The following is a 16,770-nucleotide window of genomic DNA, read 5'->3' as shown; positions in this document are numbered from 1 at the left end:
CTGTTCGGGAGCGGGTCAGGTGTTCGAGGTCAGCGCGTTCCTCGGGCGTCAGGTCACGTGTGGGCAGGGGACGGGGCATCGGGCACCTCCAGCAAGCAGATGCCCGTATTATAGCAGATACTTACCGGATGGACCACTTAGGTCCATATGCACCAACGCTTTCAAGAACTCCAATTTGTCAAAGGTGTCTCAGGGAGTCTGCCCATCTGCTAAAGTGTGCAGCTAGACTCGGACGCACCAATCTGGTATCCTGCGCGAGGCAAGAGAACCGTCTAACCCAATGAAGGGAGCGCCGCGATGCAGGCAGCAGCATACCGGTCAGCTAAGATGCAGGCGGTGAAACACATGCTCCAGGGGCAGCCCTGGCACGAAGCGGTGGCCGCTGCGGGCCTGCGGATCAGCCGTTCCACGGCCTACCACTTCCTCAAGCGGGTGCGTACCGAGGGCGAGGCGGCCCTGATCGATGGGCGACATGGACATGCCACCAAACTGCGCGCACCGCTACTGGCTGGAAGCGTACTGGCGTGACCACCAGGCGCCTATGCCCTTTTTCCGCCCCTGACCATGCCGTTCTGGCCTCCCCAGCAAACCTCGTTCAACCCAATCAGTGAGCAAGCGTTCCGTCACTGGATAGTGTCGTGCTCGCGCTTCTTCCAACAATTGAGCTTTAGTATAGCACCTGGGCAAGCTCGTAGATGCTATCATCGTATCCTCGTGTTGAGAGCAGAGAAACTCTTCCGACCTCCTTCTGCTCCCTATATTTCATACATTCCTGCAACATGCATCCCCTTTCGCGTTATCAAGGTTGCGGGAGGCAGCTTTCGCTGCCTCCCGCAAGCCAGTGTCACTAGTGCATAATCACGCGACCTGTTCGGAGATGATGAGATGGGGTTCATACGAGCAGTCAAAGTAAGCACAGATGCGTTCCGCCAATTGGCGAGCCGACAGCAGGCCGTCAAGCTCCACCACGTTGCGCTTGGCATGCACCCACTTGGGTTCAATCGGATTGAGCCAGGGGCTTTGCGTCGGCAACAGGAAGGGCAGGATGCGTACCCCTTTGCCCGCTTGCTTGACCTGCTGATGGTGCGCCCGTATCCACCTCCGCACCGCCTGGCTCTTATGCCAGGAGGCATTGTCCCAGATCAAGAGCCAATGGGTCTTCCCTTGCTGGTGCAGTCGCTGGCAGCACCAGTCCAAGAACTGACTGGTGATCGCGCTGACCGGCCGTCCGGTCACGAAGCGCAGCCAGATCTGCGAGCGGTCGGGGTCTTCGGGGGTTCCCTGCTGCCACAGGACCCCGTAGCAGGCCAGCGCTTTGGGGTCAGGGTCATCCTTGCGCCAGGCTTGTTCGACCAACCGCACGGGGTGGTCCGGACTTTGCCAGGCATGCGCCTGAGGCAGCGCAAAGCGGCTCCACCAGACTTCATCACCAAAGCCGATCGCCCAGGTGGGCTGGTGACTGGCCCAAGCAATCAAACGGTCTCGGGCGTTTTTTTTACCAGGTACTGCGGGTCGGGGCTGGTGATCCAGTGTTTGGCCCGCTTCCAGTTGAGGCCTAAGCGTTTGATCAGACGGCGGATACTCTCGTCGGACACGAGCGTGCTCGTCAGTCCCTGCTCGAAACTGACCTGGGCCACCAGGTCTAAGGTCCACAGCCCGCTCGCTTTGTCGAAGTCGTGGGGACTGCGATGCACCAGAGCTCTTACCTGCTGTGCGGCTTCCTCGGAGAAGGTCGTGCGCAGGCGGTGCGGGCGAGAGGAGCCTTCCTGGAAGACCGTCAGGCCCGTCGTATTGAACTCGTGGATCACATTGCGCACGGTCTGGTCGTCGCAGCTGAGTTGGCGAGCGATGACCGGAGCGCGCTCGCCACGGGCCGAGGCCAGCAAAATCTGGCTGCGACGCAGCACAAACGCATCGGACGAACGCAACCCAGCCTGGATCTGATGCTGCTCGTCTGGGGTGAAAGGTCGGGTAAAAATGGGGGGTCTCATGCCCTGTAGTATACCACATTCGCCATCACCTTTGGTGGAAATGCACTAGGACGATAGGCGCCGATTCAGAGCACTGACCAGCACTTGTACCCCGATGGACAACGCCAGGAAGAGTATCAGCTTGAGAGCGGCCTCTCCCGACCCGCTGGAATGGTGGCCGGCAGTGCGGTTGTATCGATTCCTCATCATTGCCCCCTCCTTTCTATTAAGGAATCTGCTGGATACCGTGCATTGGCGAGCACTCGCCAATGCACGGTGCGTTTCAGCTATCCAAAGCATAGCTGAAGCAGGCTGAAGCATCCAGCAAAAACAGGGGCAATTGAATGTAAGATGTAACAGGAATAATAAGACGGCACGACACACTAGCGAGGCCATGAAGGAAGCTGGCAAGGAAAGCCCTAGTCGTAGATGACCAGGCATTCATGTCTGAGGAAGCTTTACACCACCTCTCCCTACTTAGCAGCCAATATTAATCTGTGGAGCTCCTTTGAACATACTCCCAGAAGAACAGGAGTAAGGTTTCCAGTTGCTCAATTTGCTTTCTTGGTAAGGCCGTTGGCAGTTGTTGCCTGGCGCGTTCAATGGTCTTGCTATCTGCATCCTGTGTGAAAGGGATCAGTGGGAGTAAGCCTGGGAGTTCCGAGTGCAGGAGGGTCGCAGCCGACAAGCTGGTAATGTCGATGATGCGAAAGAACCATTGCAGCATTGGACGGCCATCGACCATCCACTGATAAGGTGAAGAGGGCGGGGCATGCCCCTTGGCGAGCCAGTAGAGTGTCGAGAGGACGGGCAGATGGGTTTCACACCAGACTCCGCTTCCCTGTTCAAAGATCGACTCAGAGAGCAGTGGATTGGGCGTTGCCTGCATCTGCAGATGCACCAGACCAATGTTGTGTCCATGCTGCACCCGGCAGAGATGGGAAACGACCACCTGCGCATCAAAGACGGGCAGGGGAGGAAGCGCTTTCTGAAAGGTCGTGCCCTTCTGGCCCCAGGCGAAGCGCACGAGGTCGGCAGCTCTGGTATCGAGCAACGTCTGAATAGCTTGCTCAAGGGTGGTCATAAGCTCCCCTTTTACCTGGTGGCTGACGCTTTAGCTTTTAGTATAGCAGAACCGAAACGGCATATGGCTTCTCGCTCGTTCAGCCCAGCAGGAGGGCAGGTCTGAACACGACATAGGTGAAGGCAGGCTGAATAATAATTGATCCAGAGGCTTGCTCATGAACAACCCTGTATCAGCTTATTCCTGGGGCGAGTGGCTCACCCCAGGATTTCGAGATACGGGCCCATCACACTGGTGACCCGGCACACCTGGGCAGCCTCCCAGAGCTCGCTTAGTGTCGCTCGCCGAGCGCGCCACGTCTCGCGCAAAGCCTCTACCGCAACATGCCACCCAAGTTTATAGCGAAACTTGAAGCAATCCGCCACGGTTTTGGCGGGGGAATACACCTGGATTGGTATCCCTTCCACCTGATGCGCTTGCATCCCGAAAGTCCAGGCCAATCCAGAGAAGCGAACGATGTGGAGCGGCCACCATGTGACGCGGGGCTGGTAGGTATCCCGCTCCAGAGCCAGCCACACTTCTCTCGGCGCCTGAGTCGTGAGATGATGAAAAGCCAAAGCCGAATGCAAACAGACCACTCCTGCCGGGACGCGCCCGGCCACTTCGACGAGCGGGGAGTGCTCGGACTGATCAACAGCAGGAAGGTGATAGAAGCCCCGCTCAATCTGCTGGAGATGCCCGGCCTGGACAAGCCGACGCAGATGTTCGCGGGCCAGGCCATGCGCGGCTAGATCACGAGAACGGAGTACCCCCAACTGGCGTGCCAAGGTGAGGACTTCCTCACATCGAGGAGAAGGGGAAGACACGGACATTGGTGACAATTCCTCCACATTTCCTGGTTATCTATAGCGTATTCGTCACATCGGTATGGGACCCATACTTGGGACGACCCACGTCCACTCCTCATACCATCATCTGGCACACAGGCGTCTCCGCCGCCTAGTGCCGTTTCACTGGTTGGAGCTCTCATCACCTGGCGCAAGAATGGCGCGCAGGTGGGCCAAATCAGCCTGGGCCTGCTCCCACTGCATCCATGCTCGCCCATACTGCGCGTTGAGCTGCTCGATGGCTTGCAGCAAGGCAACACAGGCGTTATGCACCGGCTGATAGGCCGCGGTAGGATCCGGCTGTTGAGGCGCTCGCGGTGGGACTGCGGCACTCCGTGGGGCGGGCGGCTTGGCTGGCGGCGCAGCCGGGGGCATTACCGGAGCAGTAGGCCGAGGTGGGGGCTGCCCAAAGGTTGGCGAGACGACAGTAAAGACACTGGACACCTGTTCCGGCTTATCAGGAACAACAAGCGGCAGCTCTTGAGGAGCGGAGGCGGGCACTTCACGGACTGGGGCGGCAGGTGGAGGAGGCGGTGCAGCTGGTGGAGGAGGCGGCGCTGAGGCTGAGTCGCGCGGCGGCCCGGCCTGCCGATCCCGCAGCGCCAGATACAGGTCGCGGGGACTAGGATGGCGATTGAACAAGGCCAGCAGAGCGCTTTTGGGCAGCGTTTGGAACGGATTGCCAGGCTGCGGGGCCGTGGTGAACCCTAAAAGCATGAGCGCTTTCCACAGCCACTCGCTCTGCTCGGGATGCGCCTGGATCTGCCGACGCAGCCAGGCGCGCAGTTCCACATCAGGCACGTTCCAGAGCCAGAGGGCATGAAAGGCGTAGCCTCCCTGACGCTGGAAGGCATCGCGCTCGCGGGTGGCCCAGCCCTGGCCCAGCCCCTGTTCCTGGAGAACATGCAGATGCAGCTCTTGGAGGAGCCAGCTGGAATCATAGCCGAAGCGCTCGCCCAGGTCAGCAAGCCAGTCCGTGAGATGCTGTTCCCAACCAGTGCGCTGCCCAAAGGGCGTGCGACCCCCTCCTTGTACCCCAGACGGGAGGAAGGATGGAAGCACGTCTTGCTGCGTCGCCAGCAGATGGTCGGTCAGCGCCTCCAGGGCGGCCAGCGGCTCCTCAGGCAGTGGCAGAGCGCGCAGCCGCGCCTGCACCTGTCCCTCTTCGCTCAGAATGGGTTCATAGAGGAGCGCTGGACTGCCAATGACGCCGCGCATATCGCTGATAAAAGCCAACCGCAGTTCGCGCAAGGCCCGCTCTCGCGTGACCTCTGCGGGCTTACCCACGCAGGCTTGAATGCGGGCATAGCGCGCCTGCTGGGCCTCGATTTCCACGACCTGGCAGAGCAGCGAAGCCACCCCTTCGGCTTTGGCCGCCTCGTAGCGGTGGAACCCATCAATGACCTCATAGCGCCAGGAAACCTCTGGTTGCCAGACACGATTCAAATGCATGGGGGCAAAGTGCCCGCTATGCTGCAGCGTCTTCCGAAACGACTGCACGAGATGGCGATCCGTCGGCCAGCGCAGGTCGTGAATCTCCTCCAAAGGCACTGTCCCAATGGTGAGGGCTGTCGCCATGCAAATCTCCTTCATCAACAACACCGGAGTTCTCATGAAGCTCGAATCTGGTGTCTCCCATATTCATTCGAGAGCAGAAGGATGCTGCTCGAACCAGGAGATTCAAGCATTCTCAAGGAGGGCATTCCAGAACTCTCAGCCTTGTGAGATCGCTCTGGAGTGTTTCCTACTGGTCGCCAGACGTGGTTTTTGGGTCAACTGGGTGCGTTCTTTCCTCAACGCCTTTGCGAGCCGCTCAATGGTCTCAAAGCTTGCGCTTCCGCCCCGCTCAAGTCGGCTAATCGTAGCCCTCCCCACACCTGCGCGCGCCGCCAACTCTCCCTGAGAGAGGGCTGCTCGTTTTCGGAAGAGTGCTAAAGATGGCACTGGCACTCCTCTGGTGTTGCCTCCCACGTTGGTGTGTCTGCTCCCTTACACGCTTTTCTTTCACGATAACACAGACGTTCTTGGGTTGTTTCCTCGTTTGCATCATTAATTTCCTACTGAGTGCTCACCTATTCACCAGTTTTGACGCTGTTTGAGAGCTGTCAGAGCAGAGAGAGACAAGCCGGAGGAGGCAATCGTTTGCGCAATGAGAAGGTGCCGCAGAGGAAGACCATATGATATTGGGCAACCGTAAGGTCAATCATCTTATCTGAAGAAGTAGAAACCAATGCCATTGACACATGGTGTTCACGACAGCTTCGGTGGTGCTTGTCTCTCGTAGACGCCTGTATGTAAAGGAGCTGTAGCCAGATGCCGGAACAGCACCGAACAGGGAAAGCCGGGGATCTCCTGGCAGAAACGCTTAAACGAACGAAGCAGACCTGACTGGGAAGAGCGTTTTGATGCAGGTGGAAATCGCGCCCGCTCCCTGCATTTTCACGCGCATGGTCCCGCAGCACAGGCCGAAGGCTACGTCTTTACCTCTCAATGTACTACAAACTTCGATATTGTTGCAAATCTTCTCATTATAAGTCTGGAAAGAAGCCAGTGCATTAAAAGCCAGACTCCATACAATAAATCATATAGTGATTACTTGATGATTAGGTAAAGATAAAGTATTGATTAAAATAAGCAATCTACTATTAATAAGGTGTGCTATGTTGTGTGCAACCAGACAGGAGGAATGCACACAACAGCGTGGCAGAGGACACCAGGGGCGTGCCAGTACCCGGATTGGCGGCAATGCGAAAACGTGCGACACTTTCCCAGGAAGAATTGGCGGCGCGCTCTGGCGTGGGAATTGCCACGATTAGTCGTCTCGAACGCGGGGCGAATGCCCACTATGCGACCATCGACAAGCTTGCCAAAGCGCTCAAGACCTCACGGAAACGACTGACCACTCCTCCCGAACAATGGGTTTTTCGGAGCAGCCAGGAGCAGCATCGAAACCCTCTAGCAAACGAGACAGATGGAGATTACATCTAACATCGCTGCCAGAGTATGCAAATCTGGAAGCGCTCAGGCAGTTTCCTGCGAGTCAGGACCACTACCAGCACCCTCTGTTTTCTGCTTTGCGAGAAGCTTCTTTCGTCGGTGCATATGTGTACGCACCACCCACCGTTCTCGTCCTTCTGGAGGTAGTGCTTGTTCCTGTCTTGCAGCATACTCGGCCACCAGGCGCACTAACCCCAGGCGGGTTGCTCGCAGATTCGCTGTTCCTGGAATCCCCGCGTGTGCAAAGGCATTTTCGACTGCAATGGGTTCTCCACGTACCAGCATGGCTTCGCAGGTAGCCTCAAGCTTTTGTTTCCACCGTGCCAGGCGCTTCTGGGCGCGCTCAATGGCGCTAGACGAAAGATAAACATCATCGTTTCCTTGGCCGTGACACCCCACGTCAAAGGACATACAGAGATGGTCGCCGATGAACCGGCTGCCACACATGTTGCAATACCACTCTTGCACCCCATCGCGGTGACCATAGCGATGCACATTACCTGCATCCACGACACTAAACAAGGGACAGGCGCGATTGAGACAGTACCGTTCTTCCTTTGAGAAAGGGCGGGCAGGCCACGCAATATCTTCCATCGTGATTCCCTGGCCAACCAGATTGGTCACCAGAAATGCCAGTGAGACGGTTCCAGAATAGTACGAATTCTTGAAGAGGGAGCTGCCTCCAGGCTCCGTGGTTTCTCGCTTTGTGTTCTTTGCTTCCGAGGTACGAATCAGACGAAGCGCATATGCAATGATCTCTGGTGTTCCCTTTGTCAAAAAGAACCCATAGAGGGAGTACAACTTGGCTTCGATTTTGAGGGCAGCTGGTTCAGCAGGCAATTGGGGCAAATTGGACCAATACAGGCCACACTTCTCACAGGTAAACGGTTTGATATGCCTAGAGAATGGACGGAGCGGGACGCCACAACAGCATACGGTTTGCAAGACCAGGTGATGCGTAGGGCAGTTTTGAATAGCGGGCAAGGCGAGAGAAAGGGGGAGGAGTTTATTCTGGGCCAGGCACTTTGGGCAGACACGAAACGGTGGGGATGGCCCAATCTGGGCTACATTGGGAGAAGCAGGGGCATAGAGGCGCTGGAGTGGCGCGGTGAAAGTAGTAGCGAAAATCTCCTTGGGAGTGACAACCAGCCTCTCAGCAAGCAATGGAAGCTCAAAAATCGAGCCCATCACAAAGAGCGCTGATCTGCTCAGTGTTTGGGGCCCTGTAGCGAACCGTGCGATGTATAACGCCGTCGTTCCGCTGAACCACCCATTGGCTTCATCACAACGTAGCAAGAGACCGAGCAGCCACTCTCCTTCCTGAGGGAGGACACGATCAGGAAAGGTTGTGCGCCAGTGGGGGTCATGTATCCCTATGGAATCCACTGGTCTATTCCTCACCAGGTGGCTCTTCATCCTCAGGTGGCAATCCATCAATGTCAGTTACTTCATTACCAGGTAACTCCTCATCCTCGAGCGGTACCTCATCGATATCGATCACTTCATCGCGTCTTAATGTCATCAGGTTGGCTACCGTTTCCATGATGGATTTATCCACATTGGTCAACCTAGCTTCAGCCGCCCTCTTTAAGGAAAGCCTCACAAATGTCGAGAGATGATACATAACGACACGCCTGCTTGATCGAGGATCTAGAGCCGGGTCTGTCAGGCATGTATAGATAGATTTGGTCCACTTACGCAGGTGCAAGTCGGGAAATTGATCGCGGTACAACTCTTCATAGGCCCCCAGAATGTCATGTACTTCTGCTTCCGTATGCCCTGGGACTCGACAGTATGGTCGCTCTCTATCCAATCGCTCCCGAAACTGTGCCCAGAGCGTGCCGGTTTGGTTTAGTTCTTTCTGGAGGGGAAACGCCTCGCCGTACGTGGCAGAAACCAGGCAGAGTCCGACCTGGCGACGATGTGGAAGCGCGGCCAAATCATCAGTGAGTTCTTTCAGATAGCGCAAGTGAGCTACCGACAGATCTTGAGCATCATCAATGATAATGCACTCCACCTGGGCACGAACACATTCTGCTACCAACCATGAGTGAAGCGTATCCGCTGTCATTTTCGGGATCACCCCAAAGGCGCCAGCCAAAGCAACACATAAGGCTCGTTCTGTCGTCCGATTCTTCGGAGAACGAATCACCAGGAGGGGCAAATAGGTTCGTCCTGTGGCTTCTTTGCTGGCTCCGCTGCGCTCAAGTAGATCATCAATACCAAACGACTTCCCGCTTCGGGGGACCGCGCCAATCACGTGCCACGTTCGCTGTTTCCATCCCAGACGCAAAAGCCACTGAAAGCGTTGCTCAAAAGGAGTGTCGATAAAGTCGGTACGTTCTATGAATGAGCGACCTGGTGGCAGATGAGAAGACTCATTACCCATTAGGTTTCCTCCGTGGGCGAATGGCCAGCGGGCGTGCTGGCTGGTCTTTTTCATCCTCTTCGAAAGTGAAACCGCCTGATACCGGCGCTGGTGATTCCTCCTGACTTTGGAGATGCTGATGCTGTCTGAGCGCGCGCACTGTAGCATTCACCTGATCTGTATGGATTTCTCCATCCCGCAAATCGAGCAAGCGTTGCCTTTCCATGCGGATCGATTCCTCGTATTGGTGGCGTTTTCCAGACCGGGCCTTCACCAAAATCTCCTGGTGATTTGCGAGACTTTCGGCCTCAGCTGCTTTCTTCAGGGGCGCAGAGGCTCGACGTATAGCATTTGCCTCCCACAGACTGACTCTTTGGCCCATGAACTCAGCACAATATGCCTCACCCACATGCAGACCCTCTAAAAAGAGATAGATAACCGAGATGTCGTTTCGGTCATAGTAAATGTCGATCTCTTTGCCACGTAACTGATTGAGCACTCCTGGGCTGACATACCAGCGTCCCAAGAACGAAATGCGGTCATCCTGGATGGCATAGCGCCCTGTTGCTGGATTCTTGCGGTTGTGGGCTTTCATGAGCATCAGTTTGAGATCATCTTGAGACCCCAACCATTTGGGGATGCCATACTGGCGCACCGCATCGTTCCACAAATTCTGAGGTGTCTGATTTCGGAGGTCGTTCCACTTGAGCATGTATCTATCGGTGATAGCTCGAATGAAATACATTTCCAGAACATCAAGCGTAATGCCTGCTTTCGCAGCCTCTTGGGCGCTCGGATAGGCTCCGCGGTCTCGTGGATTGGCTTTCGTCGTGCCAGGTAAGCGATGCGTCACTTCCTCCATGACCCACACAAACAATGCTTCTACTGTTCCTTTTGCCTGTGGACAAAACGCAGGCGCACGCTCTGTCGTAATATGGAACCGTTCAACCAAAACTTGCTGCGCCCGCTCCGAGGTGAAGATATTCCCACGATCATGGAAAACCAGGGCTGGTTTTCCATGACAGGGCCAGGAATTTTTGCATTCATACAGCCGCACCAGCTTGTCTTTTCGCTCAATTGCCTGCTTGATCAGACGCATGTAGTCTTCTTCTTTCAGGCTATCGAGGGAGAGAACTGCCGCCAGGATGGCTGCTGTTTTGACACAGATCAGCACAGCACCATGAACACGGTGGGTGACGACCGTTCCATCCCGGGTCACCACCAAGATGTCCAGGTCATGCTCATCAGTTTGACAGATAAGTCCTGGGGCGGTAATCGAGCGAACAAAGGAGGTAGGCGACATGCGCGGCTTGGGGGGGTGTTTCAAGCCTGATCGCGCCTCCACGATATCGCGCTCGTTCTCGATGCGTCTGATAAACCACCAAACTTGCCGATACGTTGGAGGCTTCACCAACTTGCCTTCAAGTTTAGTCAACTCTTCGGCTAGCGCCCTCAGTTCAGGGTCTCTTTCTACCGCCCTGACAGTCGGGCGCATGCGACTCTTGTAGAGCTTGCGAATCTTCTCCTGAAATGCTGGGCGCAGCGCTGGATCACGATGATAGACCCCGTAAGGCACCAGAGCAATTTGACCATATTCATTGACCCGCTTGATGAGGTAGAGCAAAGCAGAATGGACCATGCCGTTCGCCTCAGCTACCTGGCGCACTCCCTGCCCAGAAAGGACAGCCATTACAGCGTCACGATTGCGATTGAACGTTTCGCGACTTTCCTTATCAAGCTCTTCGGGATCATAGGCTGGACCAGGAATCAGCCCATCGTCGGAAAGCACAGTGGCTTCGGCTTCCTCATCATCTGCCAGCTCTTCTGAAGGAGACTGCTCAGCTGCGAGCATCCCCTCAAGCGAATCGGGAAGAGGATCGGGGAGGATCGGTGGAGCCTCCGGGTCCAACAAGTTGAGCGGCGTGTCTAAATCTAATAAGACCTCACTCAGATCAACAACAAGCTTCCCAGCAGCAGCAGCGTCTCCAACGATTTTCCACACGGCAGCTTCTACTTCGTCATCAGACCACCTGCTCCCCCAATGCTCGATGATCTCTCGAACACAGCGTTCCTCTCCCCAAGGCCAGTCAGCACGAAGCGCAGCAGCAATTTCATCGAAGGTTCCAAAAGCGTCCCGGCAACGGTGAAGAAACAGCAAGTTTTTGAAGCGGCGATCAGAAAGGTGCTGCTCCGTGGCAATCCAATACTCCCCACCCTTCAATTGAGCAACTCGGCGTGCTGCATCGGCTTTCGCCAGCGCCTGCCCCTTTAATTTTTCCTTGGTGAGTCCTGCTTCGGCGATGAGAAGGCCGCCGTCAGACAAGATACCGATGTAATCTGGCCAGTACTCGTGGGATTTCCCTTCAAAGGGATAATTAATCCGATAGGGTAATGATACAGAAAGAGGGGTTGCATGGCGATGAGCATGGGCGAACTCGGGACTGATATCACCTCGTTGGAAGCGAACAACATGGGGATGATATTCCATATATAGCAAGCCGAGTTTAAATTCTAGTGTTGAGGCGTACGGCATACGAATAAGCTGTTTATCCCCTGTCTTATAACTGTTGAAATAGCCCGAATAAGAAGCTCCGGGAAGTTTGAAGATGTCGACTCCAGGGGTTCCGCGTCGTGTGTTGGTTGGACTGGAAGCTGTTTTAACCATAAGGCCTCCATTTATAGAACGAATCTCAAATTAAACCAAGGAGGCGCAAAAGGGTTCCATAAGTCAAGAGGCGAGCAACAGTTGACGAATGAGTTCAGCACTACAAAGGGGTAATACAGGGAGGTACTTGCTGGTAGAGGACGTTGTACTTCAGCTTCTACAACGTTCCTACCATTCGGTTGCCAGCAGGATAGCATATCTTTTCAAAGGTTGCAAGCATTAACTTCGGGCTGTCAACAAAAAAATCCTCCTCACAACTATTGAGTAAAATCTGCTTGCATATTTCGATTATCCCCACTTGTCCTTGCCTCAGAAGACGACTCGCGGATCAAAGTAGAGGTGGTATTTGATCAAGTTGAATACGAGGCGGCTAAGTGAAGGAACGCCATTTGATGACGCAGGGCTTGGCCTCGGGCGGTTCTCCCAAAGAAACCATTCTGGTGGCAGCCGCCAGCCGGGTTTGATTTCGTTTGCCCAGGTTTGGACAATAGCGTAAAAGGCTTGCTCCACCATCGCCGGATTGCCCCAAATAAGGAACTTCTCGTAGCAAGATAAGAGTTGGCGTGTGATCGCAATTCGCTCAGGGGTAGGAGAAACCGTGGGAAGATCAGCCCAGTCTCGCCTGCAGACGTGACAGGTAAATGGCAGTGCTTGTTGATTGAAGAGGCGTAAAGGGGATCCACATTGACAGCGGGTCAATAATGTGACTTCATGCCAGGGACAACACCACACATGGGGCAACGCCAGGGTTCGTTTGAGGAGGCGATTTTTTCTCAAGCATTCGGGGCAGATGCGAAAGGTGAGAGAAGGCCATAAATCCTTCGGAACCGGATGGAGCACACCATAGAGCTTGGTCAGTTCCTGGAGATAGGTGGTATCACGCACGGTTTGTACCGGCAAAGCCAGCCACACTGCCATGCACTCAATTTGATATTGAGTGGGCACACTGAGATTGGGGAGTTGGATGAGTTTCGTTGGACTACTGGCCTGTCTGAGCATGGTCAAAGTGGTTCCACTTGGCCAATGATTAACTTCATCACAGCGCAGTAACAGCCCAGCGAACCATTCATCATAAAGGGGAGTCACACGATGAGGAAAGGTAGCGGTCCAAGCTGAGTCACCGAGTGACACTGCTTGCATTACTTGATGCTTTTCTCCTTCGGCAACCCATTGAAAAGAAAAATTGGGAAAATAACGGCCTGGCATTTAAATTCGAATTTCGACAAAACAGGGGGATACCTAATGCTGTATGCAAGGTATGAGGCCGCTTAAACAGAGGGTTTTAAAATTTCGAGAAGTGATATGTGGTGTAAGTGGTCTAAGATTTATGTAAATGGTCTAAGATTCATGTAATGAATGGTCTAAAATTCGTGTCAATTACCAAAGGGGAAAAGTGGTCGGGGTGCCCGGACTCGAACCGGGGACCTCCTGGTCCCAAACCAGGCGCGCTGACCAACTGCGCTACACCCCGCTCATCCCAAAAAACGCCGCTCGCAATGGCGACGTTTCGGGTGGGCAGTACAAGACTCGAACTTGTGACCTCCACGATGTCAACGTGGCGCTCTAACCAACTGAGCTAACTGCCCTCAGCACACACACTATACCATCTCTACCCCCCGATTGTCAACTCGCATCGCGCTCTATATAGAGCCATGCAGGGTGGGCTTTCATCACAGGTCATGCCAGCAATCCCAGGCAACCGATCACAGCGCCCCTCCGCCTGAGCGCCTCCCGGCACGCATCGTGCGACACCCCCCTATGGTCTGCGGGAGTGAGCGCCACATCTCTGCTCATAGCAGACGTTCTGGAGGTAAGTCAAGTACCCCATCGCTAAAGCGAGGGGCTTGCAGCTAACGAAACAGCCGTTGCTACGATAGGCGTCTTGACGGTCGCCCTGGAATGGAGACCGCAAACATTTTACCTGCCACCGGAAGTCATATGTGGCAGAACCAGCCGAATGTTTGATTGAAAACGTGCAAACCGTTGCTCTGGGCCATTCACCCTGAGTGTCTAAGCCAGGACAGTATAGCACATGAGCAACCAGGAAACAAGCGAAACGGGCGGCGCTTCCTCCCCACTGCTCAAGCAGGGGGCTTCCGCGCTCGCCCCTGGTGAACCACAGATGCAACAAGGACAACCACGCACCGGCTGGCGCACCTATGAGACGCGCGGCCAGCCAGTTCAGGCACACGGATACGAGATCACCCCCATTGGGCGAGTCGCCCAGATCATCTGGCCGGGTGGCGGGCTGCTCTGGAATCGCCCGGTGGCCGTTGAAGTGCGCCAGGGAGCGCAACAAACTCGCCTTCCCATCCGAAACATGACACGGCGCATCATTGCCTCGTCACTGATTGGCCTGGCGATAACGAGCCTGCTGCTGTCGTGGACACAAACAAAACGTAAACCCCTCAGAGAAAAGAAAAGGAGAAGGAGAAAAGCCTGATGATGACACAACCGAAGTCGCACGCTCAGACCCTCGAACAGACCATGAATCGGCTGGTGAACGTCGCCAGAACCGATGCGGTCTTCGGCCAGCCGGTCCAGCGCGATGGCGTCACCGTTATCCCCTGTTCCGAAATAGCCCTGGGCCTGGGTCTGGGCGGGGGCGCCCCTCGCCAGAATACCGAAGAACAGCGGTCGGAGACAGGCGAGGGCCTTGGCGGCGGCGGCGGCGTGCGCGAACGCCCCGTTGCCGTCATTGTAATGGCCCAGGATGGCGTCCATGTCAAACCCATCCTCAACCTGAACCGCATAGCCGCCTCGGTCTTTAGCGCCCTTGGCCTGTCCTTCCTGTGGCTGGCCCGCCGCAACCAGAAAGCCAGCGCCGCTCTGCTCAGCAAGGAACTGACCCGCGCGCGCCTGGGCAGGTGGCTCATGTTCCAGCAGATGGGGCGCAAGCAGCGCAAGCGCGCTGGAATGCTCGCCCTCGCAGCGATGCGCAAACCTGGCTCCTTCTGATCGCCGCTTCTTGTTCTGGTCGAGGGTATCCCCTATCCAGGGAGATGCCCTCGACCTTTTTCTCCTTACGCGATCAGGCGTTGGATCTGTCGGGCGGCATAGGGCGGCCAGAGCCACCGCTCCAACTGCTGGAGCCGGATGGCATGCACCGCCAGCAGCCCGTTGTGCGTCATGACGCTCAAGACCTGCGGCGGCATGTCCAGCGTCTGGCGAATCACTTTCAGTTCCTGGTACAACAGATGGCAGGCGGTGGAGCGCGGCTGACCGCGCTGCTCTTCGGGACGGATGGGCAGGCGCTGGTGGTGAAAATGCTCCGGTGGCGGCCAGCGGTTCAGGTCGGTGGGAGCGAGCAGCCAGGCGCAGAGCGCCGCGCGCACGACGGGGGAGAGCCGCGAGAGCAGGACGCCGACCTGCCACTCGCGCAGGGTGAGCGCCGGATGGGGACCGGCCAGGGCAGCAGGGTTCCAGGGGCAGGGATGCAGGTGACGACGAAACGGTAAGGCCATCGAGACAACCTCCTGTGTATGTCGCCCACAGGCGACAAAAACGACGGCCACTTCTGCACACCAGGCCAGAAGTGGCCGGAAGGTCGTCAGCGATGGCGGCTGAGGGGTCTCGATGGTACAATGCGCCCCAGCCCCCATCTGACCTGTGCAGTGTGGGGGTCATTGGCGCGGTTGGTGTTTGTTTCACCGTCCGCGCCAGCCTTCGATCAAATACAACAACGATCTACTGTGCGGGTGCGCCTCCATCAGAGAAGATGCGTCAAGTATACCTGAGCAGACGCCCGATTATTTTTTGCCGCGCCAGGACTTTTGGGGGATCGGGCGGGGCTAACTGGCCTGCCCGCGCCAGCGATGCCCGCAGGTCTTGCACTTCCACTCATAGCGATAGGCGCGCTTATACCTCAGATAGTGAAAGGGGAGCACCAGCGGCATCAGCAAGACCACCGCGCCGAAAAGAAACAGCCCCAGCCGGAAAGCGGGGAGCAGCCATTCCCCCACCACAAACAGGGCGAAGCCGACAGCGACCAGAATCAGCGAGAGACAGCCAGGAGGGACGACAGGCCCATGTCGGCTGTAGTAGAGTGTGCCACGGCGCGCAGCGCGCGTCCGATAGCTTCCACAATTCGGGCAGGGTTCGCTCATTGGCGCCTCCTCTGCGCTGGAGGATACCCCCATCAGGGCATCCCATGTGGCAGCGCGTCAGATGCCAACCCATCCATGCCTGGCAAAGCACTCCTGGCCGCCGACCCCGCTTATTTCACGATAACCGTCCCCTTCACCGACGGATGGAACGGGTTGGAAAACTCATAACTGCCTGCCTTATGAAACGTGTAGGTATAGGTTGCCCCTGGCGGCAGCGGCGGGCTGGAAGGAAAGCCCACACCTGTGACTCCCTGGTTACTGGAAGTCGTATTCTTCCAGGCAACCGTCTCACCCGCCTTGATAGTGACTGTCTTCGGGTTGAAGGCATATTGCCCACTGGTTTCTGAAAGAATGATCGTGGCGCTGCTCACTGGCGCATGGGCTACCGTAGCCGTAGGCGTGAGCGGCCCCGCTGTAGCCGTTAATCCAGACGATACAGTTGTCACTCCAGCTTTGGGGGCGCTGGTTGAAGGAGTTGTGGTCGTCGTGCTTCCACACGCATTCAGCACGACACCAAACGCCACCAGCGCCAGACACATACAAGCGATTTTTTTAGAGAGAACCACCTGTTTGACCATACCTGAAGCCTTTCTTTATGTCAACATAATAGGAAGCCTGGCCCACCCATAGCTGCAAATCATGGACCAATGGCGTGGGACGGCTGGGCCTACACGCGCACATCCCGGCGCATCCTGCCTGAGCATCAGGAGAGGCAGAAAAACGTGCTATAATCTCCAGAAGGCTATCCATCCC

17 protein-coding genes and 2 tRNA genes are annotated in these 16,770 nt (G+C 56.0%); 4 read left to right on the top strand and 15 right to left on the bottom strand.

Annotation, left to right across the window (positions count from 1 at the left end):
* Positions 1-297: 297 nt before the first annotated feature.
* The gene (locus VH599_08465) at positions 298-528 is read left to right on the top strand and encodes a helix-turn-helix domain-containing protein (GenBank protein ID HEY7348336.1); all 231 of its coding nucleotides are present in this window, start codon (positions 298-300) and stop codon (positions 526-528) included.
* Positions 529-858: 330 nt separating this feature from the next.
* On the opposite strand, the gene VH599_08460 is transcribed toward VH599_08465, so the two are convergent.
* The 6 genes from VH599_08460 to VH599_08435 form a co-directional block, all read right to left on the bottom strand.
* Entirely contained in the window at positions 859-1,476 is a 618-nt protein-coding gene (locus VH599_08460; GenBank protein ID HEY7348335.1) for a transposase, read from the bottom strand.
* Complete coding sequence (locus tag VH599_08455) at positions 1,473-1,991, bottom strand: helix-turn-helix domain-containing protein (protein ID HEY7348334.1); 519 nt, start codon at positions 1,989-1,991, stop codon at positions 1,473-1,475. The genes VH599_08460 and VH599_08455 overlap by 4 nt, the downstream gene beginning before the upstream one ends.
* 45 nt (positions 1,992-2,036) lie before the next feature.
* Positions 2,037-2,180 (bottom strand): hypothetical protein, encoded by a 144-nt coding sequence (locus VH599_08450; GenBank protein HEY7348333.1) that lies wholly within the window; start codon positions 2,178-2,180, stop codon positions 2,037-2,039.
* A gap of 280 nt (positions 2,181-2,460) precedes the next feature.
* Positions 2,461-3,054, bottom strand: a complete 594-nt coding sequence (locus tag VH599_08445) for a hypothetical protein (GenBank protein HEY7348332.1) — start codon at positions 3,052-3,054, stop codon at positions 2,461-2,463.
* A gap of 197 nt (positions 3,055-3,251) precedes the next feature.
* Positions 3,252-3,866, bottom strand: a complete 615-nt coding sequence (locus VH599_08440) for a type IV toxin-antitoxin system AbiEi family antitoxin domain-containing protein (GenBank protein ID HEY7348331.1) — start codon at positions 3,864-3,866, stop codon at positions 3,252-3,254.
* Between the two features lie 138 nt (positions 3,867-4,004).
* Positions 4,005-5,459: a ParB/RepB/Spo0J family partition protein gene (locus VH599_08435; protein ID HEY7348330.1), complete on the bottom strand. Its 1,455-nt coding sequence runs from the start codon at positions 5,457-5,459 to the stop codon at positions 4,005-4,007.
* Positions 5,460-6,581: 1,122 nt separating this feature from the next.
* Here VH599_08435 and VH599_08430 point away from each other — a divergent pair.
* On the top strand, positions 6,582-6,869 hold the full coding sequence (locus tag VH599_08430) for a helix-turn-helix transcriptional regulator (protein ID HEY7348329.1): 288 nt from the start codon (positions 6,582-6,584) through the stop codon (positions 6,867-6,869).
* 33 nt (positions 6,870-6,902) lie between these two features.
* Here the strand turns inward: VH599_08430 and VH599_08425 are convergent, their stop codons facing one another.
* The 6 genes from VH599_08425 to VH599_08400 form a co-directional block, all read right to left on the bottom strand.
* A complete protein-coding gene (locus VH599_08425) occupies positions 6,903-8,294 on the bottom strand; it encodes a TniQ family protein (GenBank protein HEY7348328.1) in 1,392 nt (463 codons plus the stop codon).
* Complete coding sequence (locus VH599_08420; GenBank protein HEY7348327.1) at positions 8,269-9,267, bottom strand: ATP-binding protein; 999 nt, start codon at positions 9,265-9,267, stop codon at positions 8,269-8,271. The genes VH599_08425 and VH599_08420 overlap by 26 nt, the downstream gene beginning before the upstream one ends.
* Complete coding sequence (locus VH599_08415; protein ID HEY7348326.1) at positions 9,260-11,911, bottom strand: Mu transposase C-terminal domain-containing protein; 2,652 nt, start codon at positions 11,909-11,911, stop codon at positions 9,260-9,262. The genes VH599_08420 and VH599_08415 overlap by 8 nt, the downstream gene beginning before the upstream one ends.
* A 309-nt stretch (positions 11,912-12,220) precedes the next feature.
* Entirely contained in the window at positions 12,221-13,051 is an 831-nt protein-coding gene (locus VH599_08410; protein ID HEY7348325.1) for a hypothetical protein, read from the bottom strand.
* Between the two features lie 254 nt (positions 13,052-13,305).
* Positions 13,306-13,382 (bottom strand) — tRNA-Pro (locus tag VH599_08405).
* A gap of 41 nt (positions 13,383-13,423) precedes the next feature.
* Positions 13,424-13,497 (bottom strand) — tRNA-Val (locus VH599_08400).
* Positions 13,498-13,943: 446 nt separating this feature from the next.
* On the opposite strand from VH599_08400, the gene VH599_08395 reads away from it, so the two are divergent.
* Both VH599_08395 and VH599_08390 read left to right on the top strand, forming a co-directional pair.
* Positions 13,944-14,354: a hypothetical protein gene (locus VH599_08395; GenBank protein HEY7348324.1), complete on the top strand. Its 411-nt coding sequence runs from the start codon at positions 13,944-13,946 to the stop codon at positions 14,352-14,354.
* The gene (locus VH599_08390; protein ID HEY7348323.1) at positions 14,354-14,869 is read left to right on the top strand and encodes a spore germination protein GerW family protein; all 516 of its coding nucleotides are present in this window, start codon (positions 14,354-14,356) and stop codon (positions 14,867-14,869) included. The genes VH599_08395 and VH599_08390 overlap by 1 nt, the downstream gene beginning before the upstream one ends.
* Before the next feature lie 65 nt (positions 14,870-14,934).
* On the opposite strand, the gene VH599_08385 is transcribed toward VH599_08390, so the two are convergent.
* The 3 genes from VH599_08385 to VH599_08375 all read right to left on the bottom strand — a co-directional run bounded on the left by VH599_08385 (position 14,935) and on the right by VH599_08375 (position 16,595).
* Positions 14,935-15,375: a hypothetical protein gene (locus VH599_08385; protein HEY7348322.1), complete on the bottom strand. Its 441-nt coding sequence runs from the start codon at positions 15,373-15,375 to the stop codon at positions 14,935-14,937.
* Between the two features lie 327 nt (positions 15,376-15,702).
* On the bottom strand, positions 15,703-16,017 hold the full coding sequence (locus VH599_08380) for a hypothetical protein (protein HEY7348321.1): 315 nt from the start codon (positions 16,015-16,017) through the stop codon (positions 15,703-15,705).
* A gap of 110 nt (positions 16,018-16,127) precedes the next feature.
* Positions 16,128-16,595: a cupredoxin domain-containing protein gene (locus tag VH599_08375; GenBank protein ID HEY7348320.1), complete on the bottom strand. Its 468-nt coding sequence runs from the start codon at positions 16,593-16,595 to the stop codon at positions 16,128-16,130.
* Positions 16,596-16,770 lie beyond the last annotated feature (175 nt).

This window comes from Ktedonobacterales bacterium (genome assembly GCA_036557285.1).
Lineage (GTDB): Bacteria > Chloroflexota > Ktedonobacteria > Ktedonobacterales > DATBGS01 > DATBHW01.
Note: the sequence above shows the minus strand (reverse complement) of the source record. Positions and strands in the feature narration are given on the sequence as shown.

Coding starts and splice junctions, on each gene's coding strand:
- VH599_08395 (HEY7348324.1), top strand. CDS start 13,944: ATGAGCAACCAGGAAACAAGCGAAACGGGCGGCGCTTCCTCCCCACTG.
- VH599_08375 (HEY7348320.1), bottom strand. CDS start 16,595: ATGGTCAAACAGGTGGTTCTCTCTAAAAAAATCGCTTGTATGTGTCTG.
- VH599_08465 (HEY7348336.1), top strand. CDS start 298: ATGCAGGCAGCAGCATACCGGTCAGCTAAGATGCAGGCGGTGAAACAC.
- VH599_08385 (HEY7348322.1), bottom strand. CDS start 15,375: ATGGCCTTACCGTTTCGTCGTCACCTGCATCCCTGCCCCTGGAACCCT.
- VH599_08410 (HEY7348325.1), bottom strand. CDS start 13,051: ATGCAAGCAGTGTCACTCGGTGACTCAGCTTGGACCGCTACCTTTCCT.
- VH599_08415 (HEY7348326.1), bottom strand. CDS start 11,911: ATGGTTAAAACAGCTTCCAGTCCAACCAACACACGACGCGGAACCCCT.
- VH599_08455 (HEY7348334.1), bottom strand. CDS start 1,991: ATGAGACCCCCCATTTTTACCCGACCTTTCACCCCAGACGAGCAGCAT.
- VH599_08450 (HEY7348333.1), bottom strand. CDS start 2,180: ATGATGAGGAATCGATACAACCGCACTGCCGGCCACCATTCCAGCGGG.
- VH599_08445 (HEY7348332.1), bottom strand. CDS start 3,054: ATGACCACCCTTGAGCAAGCTATTCAGACGTTGCTCGATACCAGAGCT.
- VH599_08435 (HEY7348330.1), bottom strand. CDS start 5,459: ATGGCGACAGCCCTCACCATTGGGACAGTGCCTTTGGAGGAGATTCAC.
- VH599_08390 (HEY7348323.1), top strand. CDS start 14,354: ATGATGACACAACCGAAGTCGCACGCTCAGACCCTCGAACAGACCATG.
- VH599_08420 (HEY7348327.1), bottom strand. CDS start 9,267: ATGGGTAATGAGTCTTCTCATCTGCCACCAGGTCGCTCATTCATAGAA.
- VH599_08425 (HEY7348328.1), bottom strand. CDS start 8,294: ATGAAGAGCCACCTGGTGAGGAATAGACCAGTGGATTCCATAGGGATA.
- VH599_08440 (HEY7348331.1), bottom strand. CDS start 3,866: ATGTCCGTGTCTTCCCCTTCTCCTCGATGTGAGGAAGTCCTCACCTTG.
- VH599_08380 (HEY7348321.1), bottom strand. CDS start 16,017: ATGAGCGAACCCTGCCCGAATTGTGGAAGCTATCGGACGCGCGCTGCG.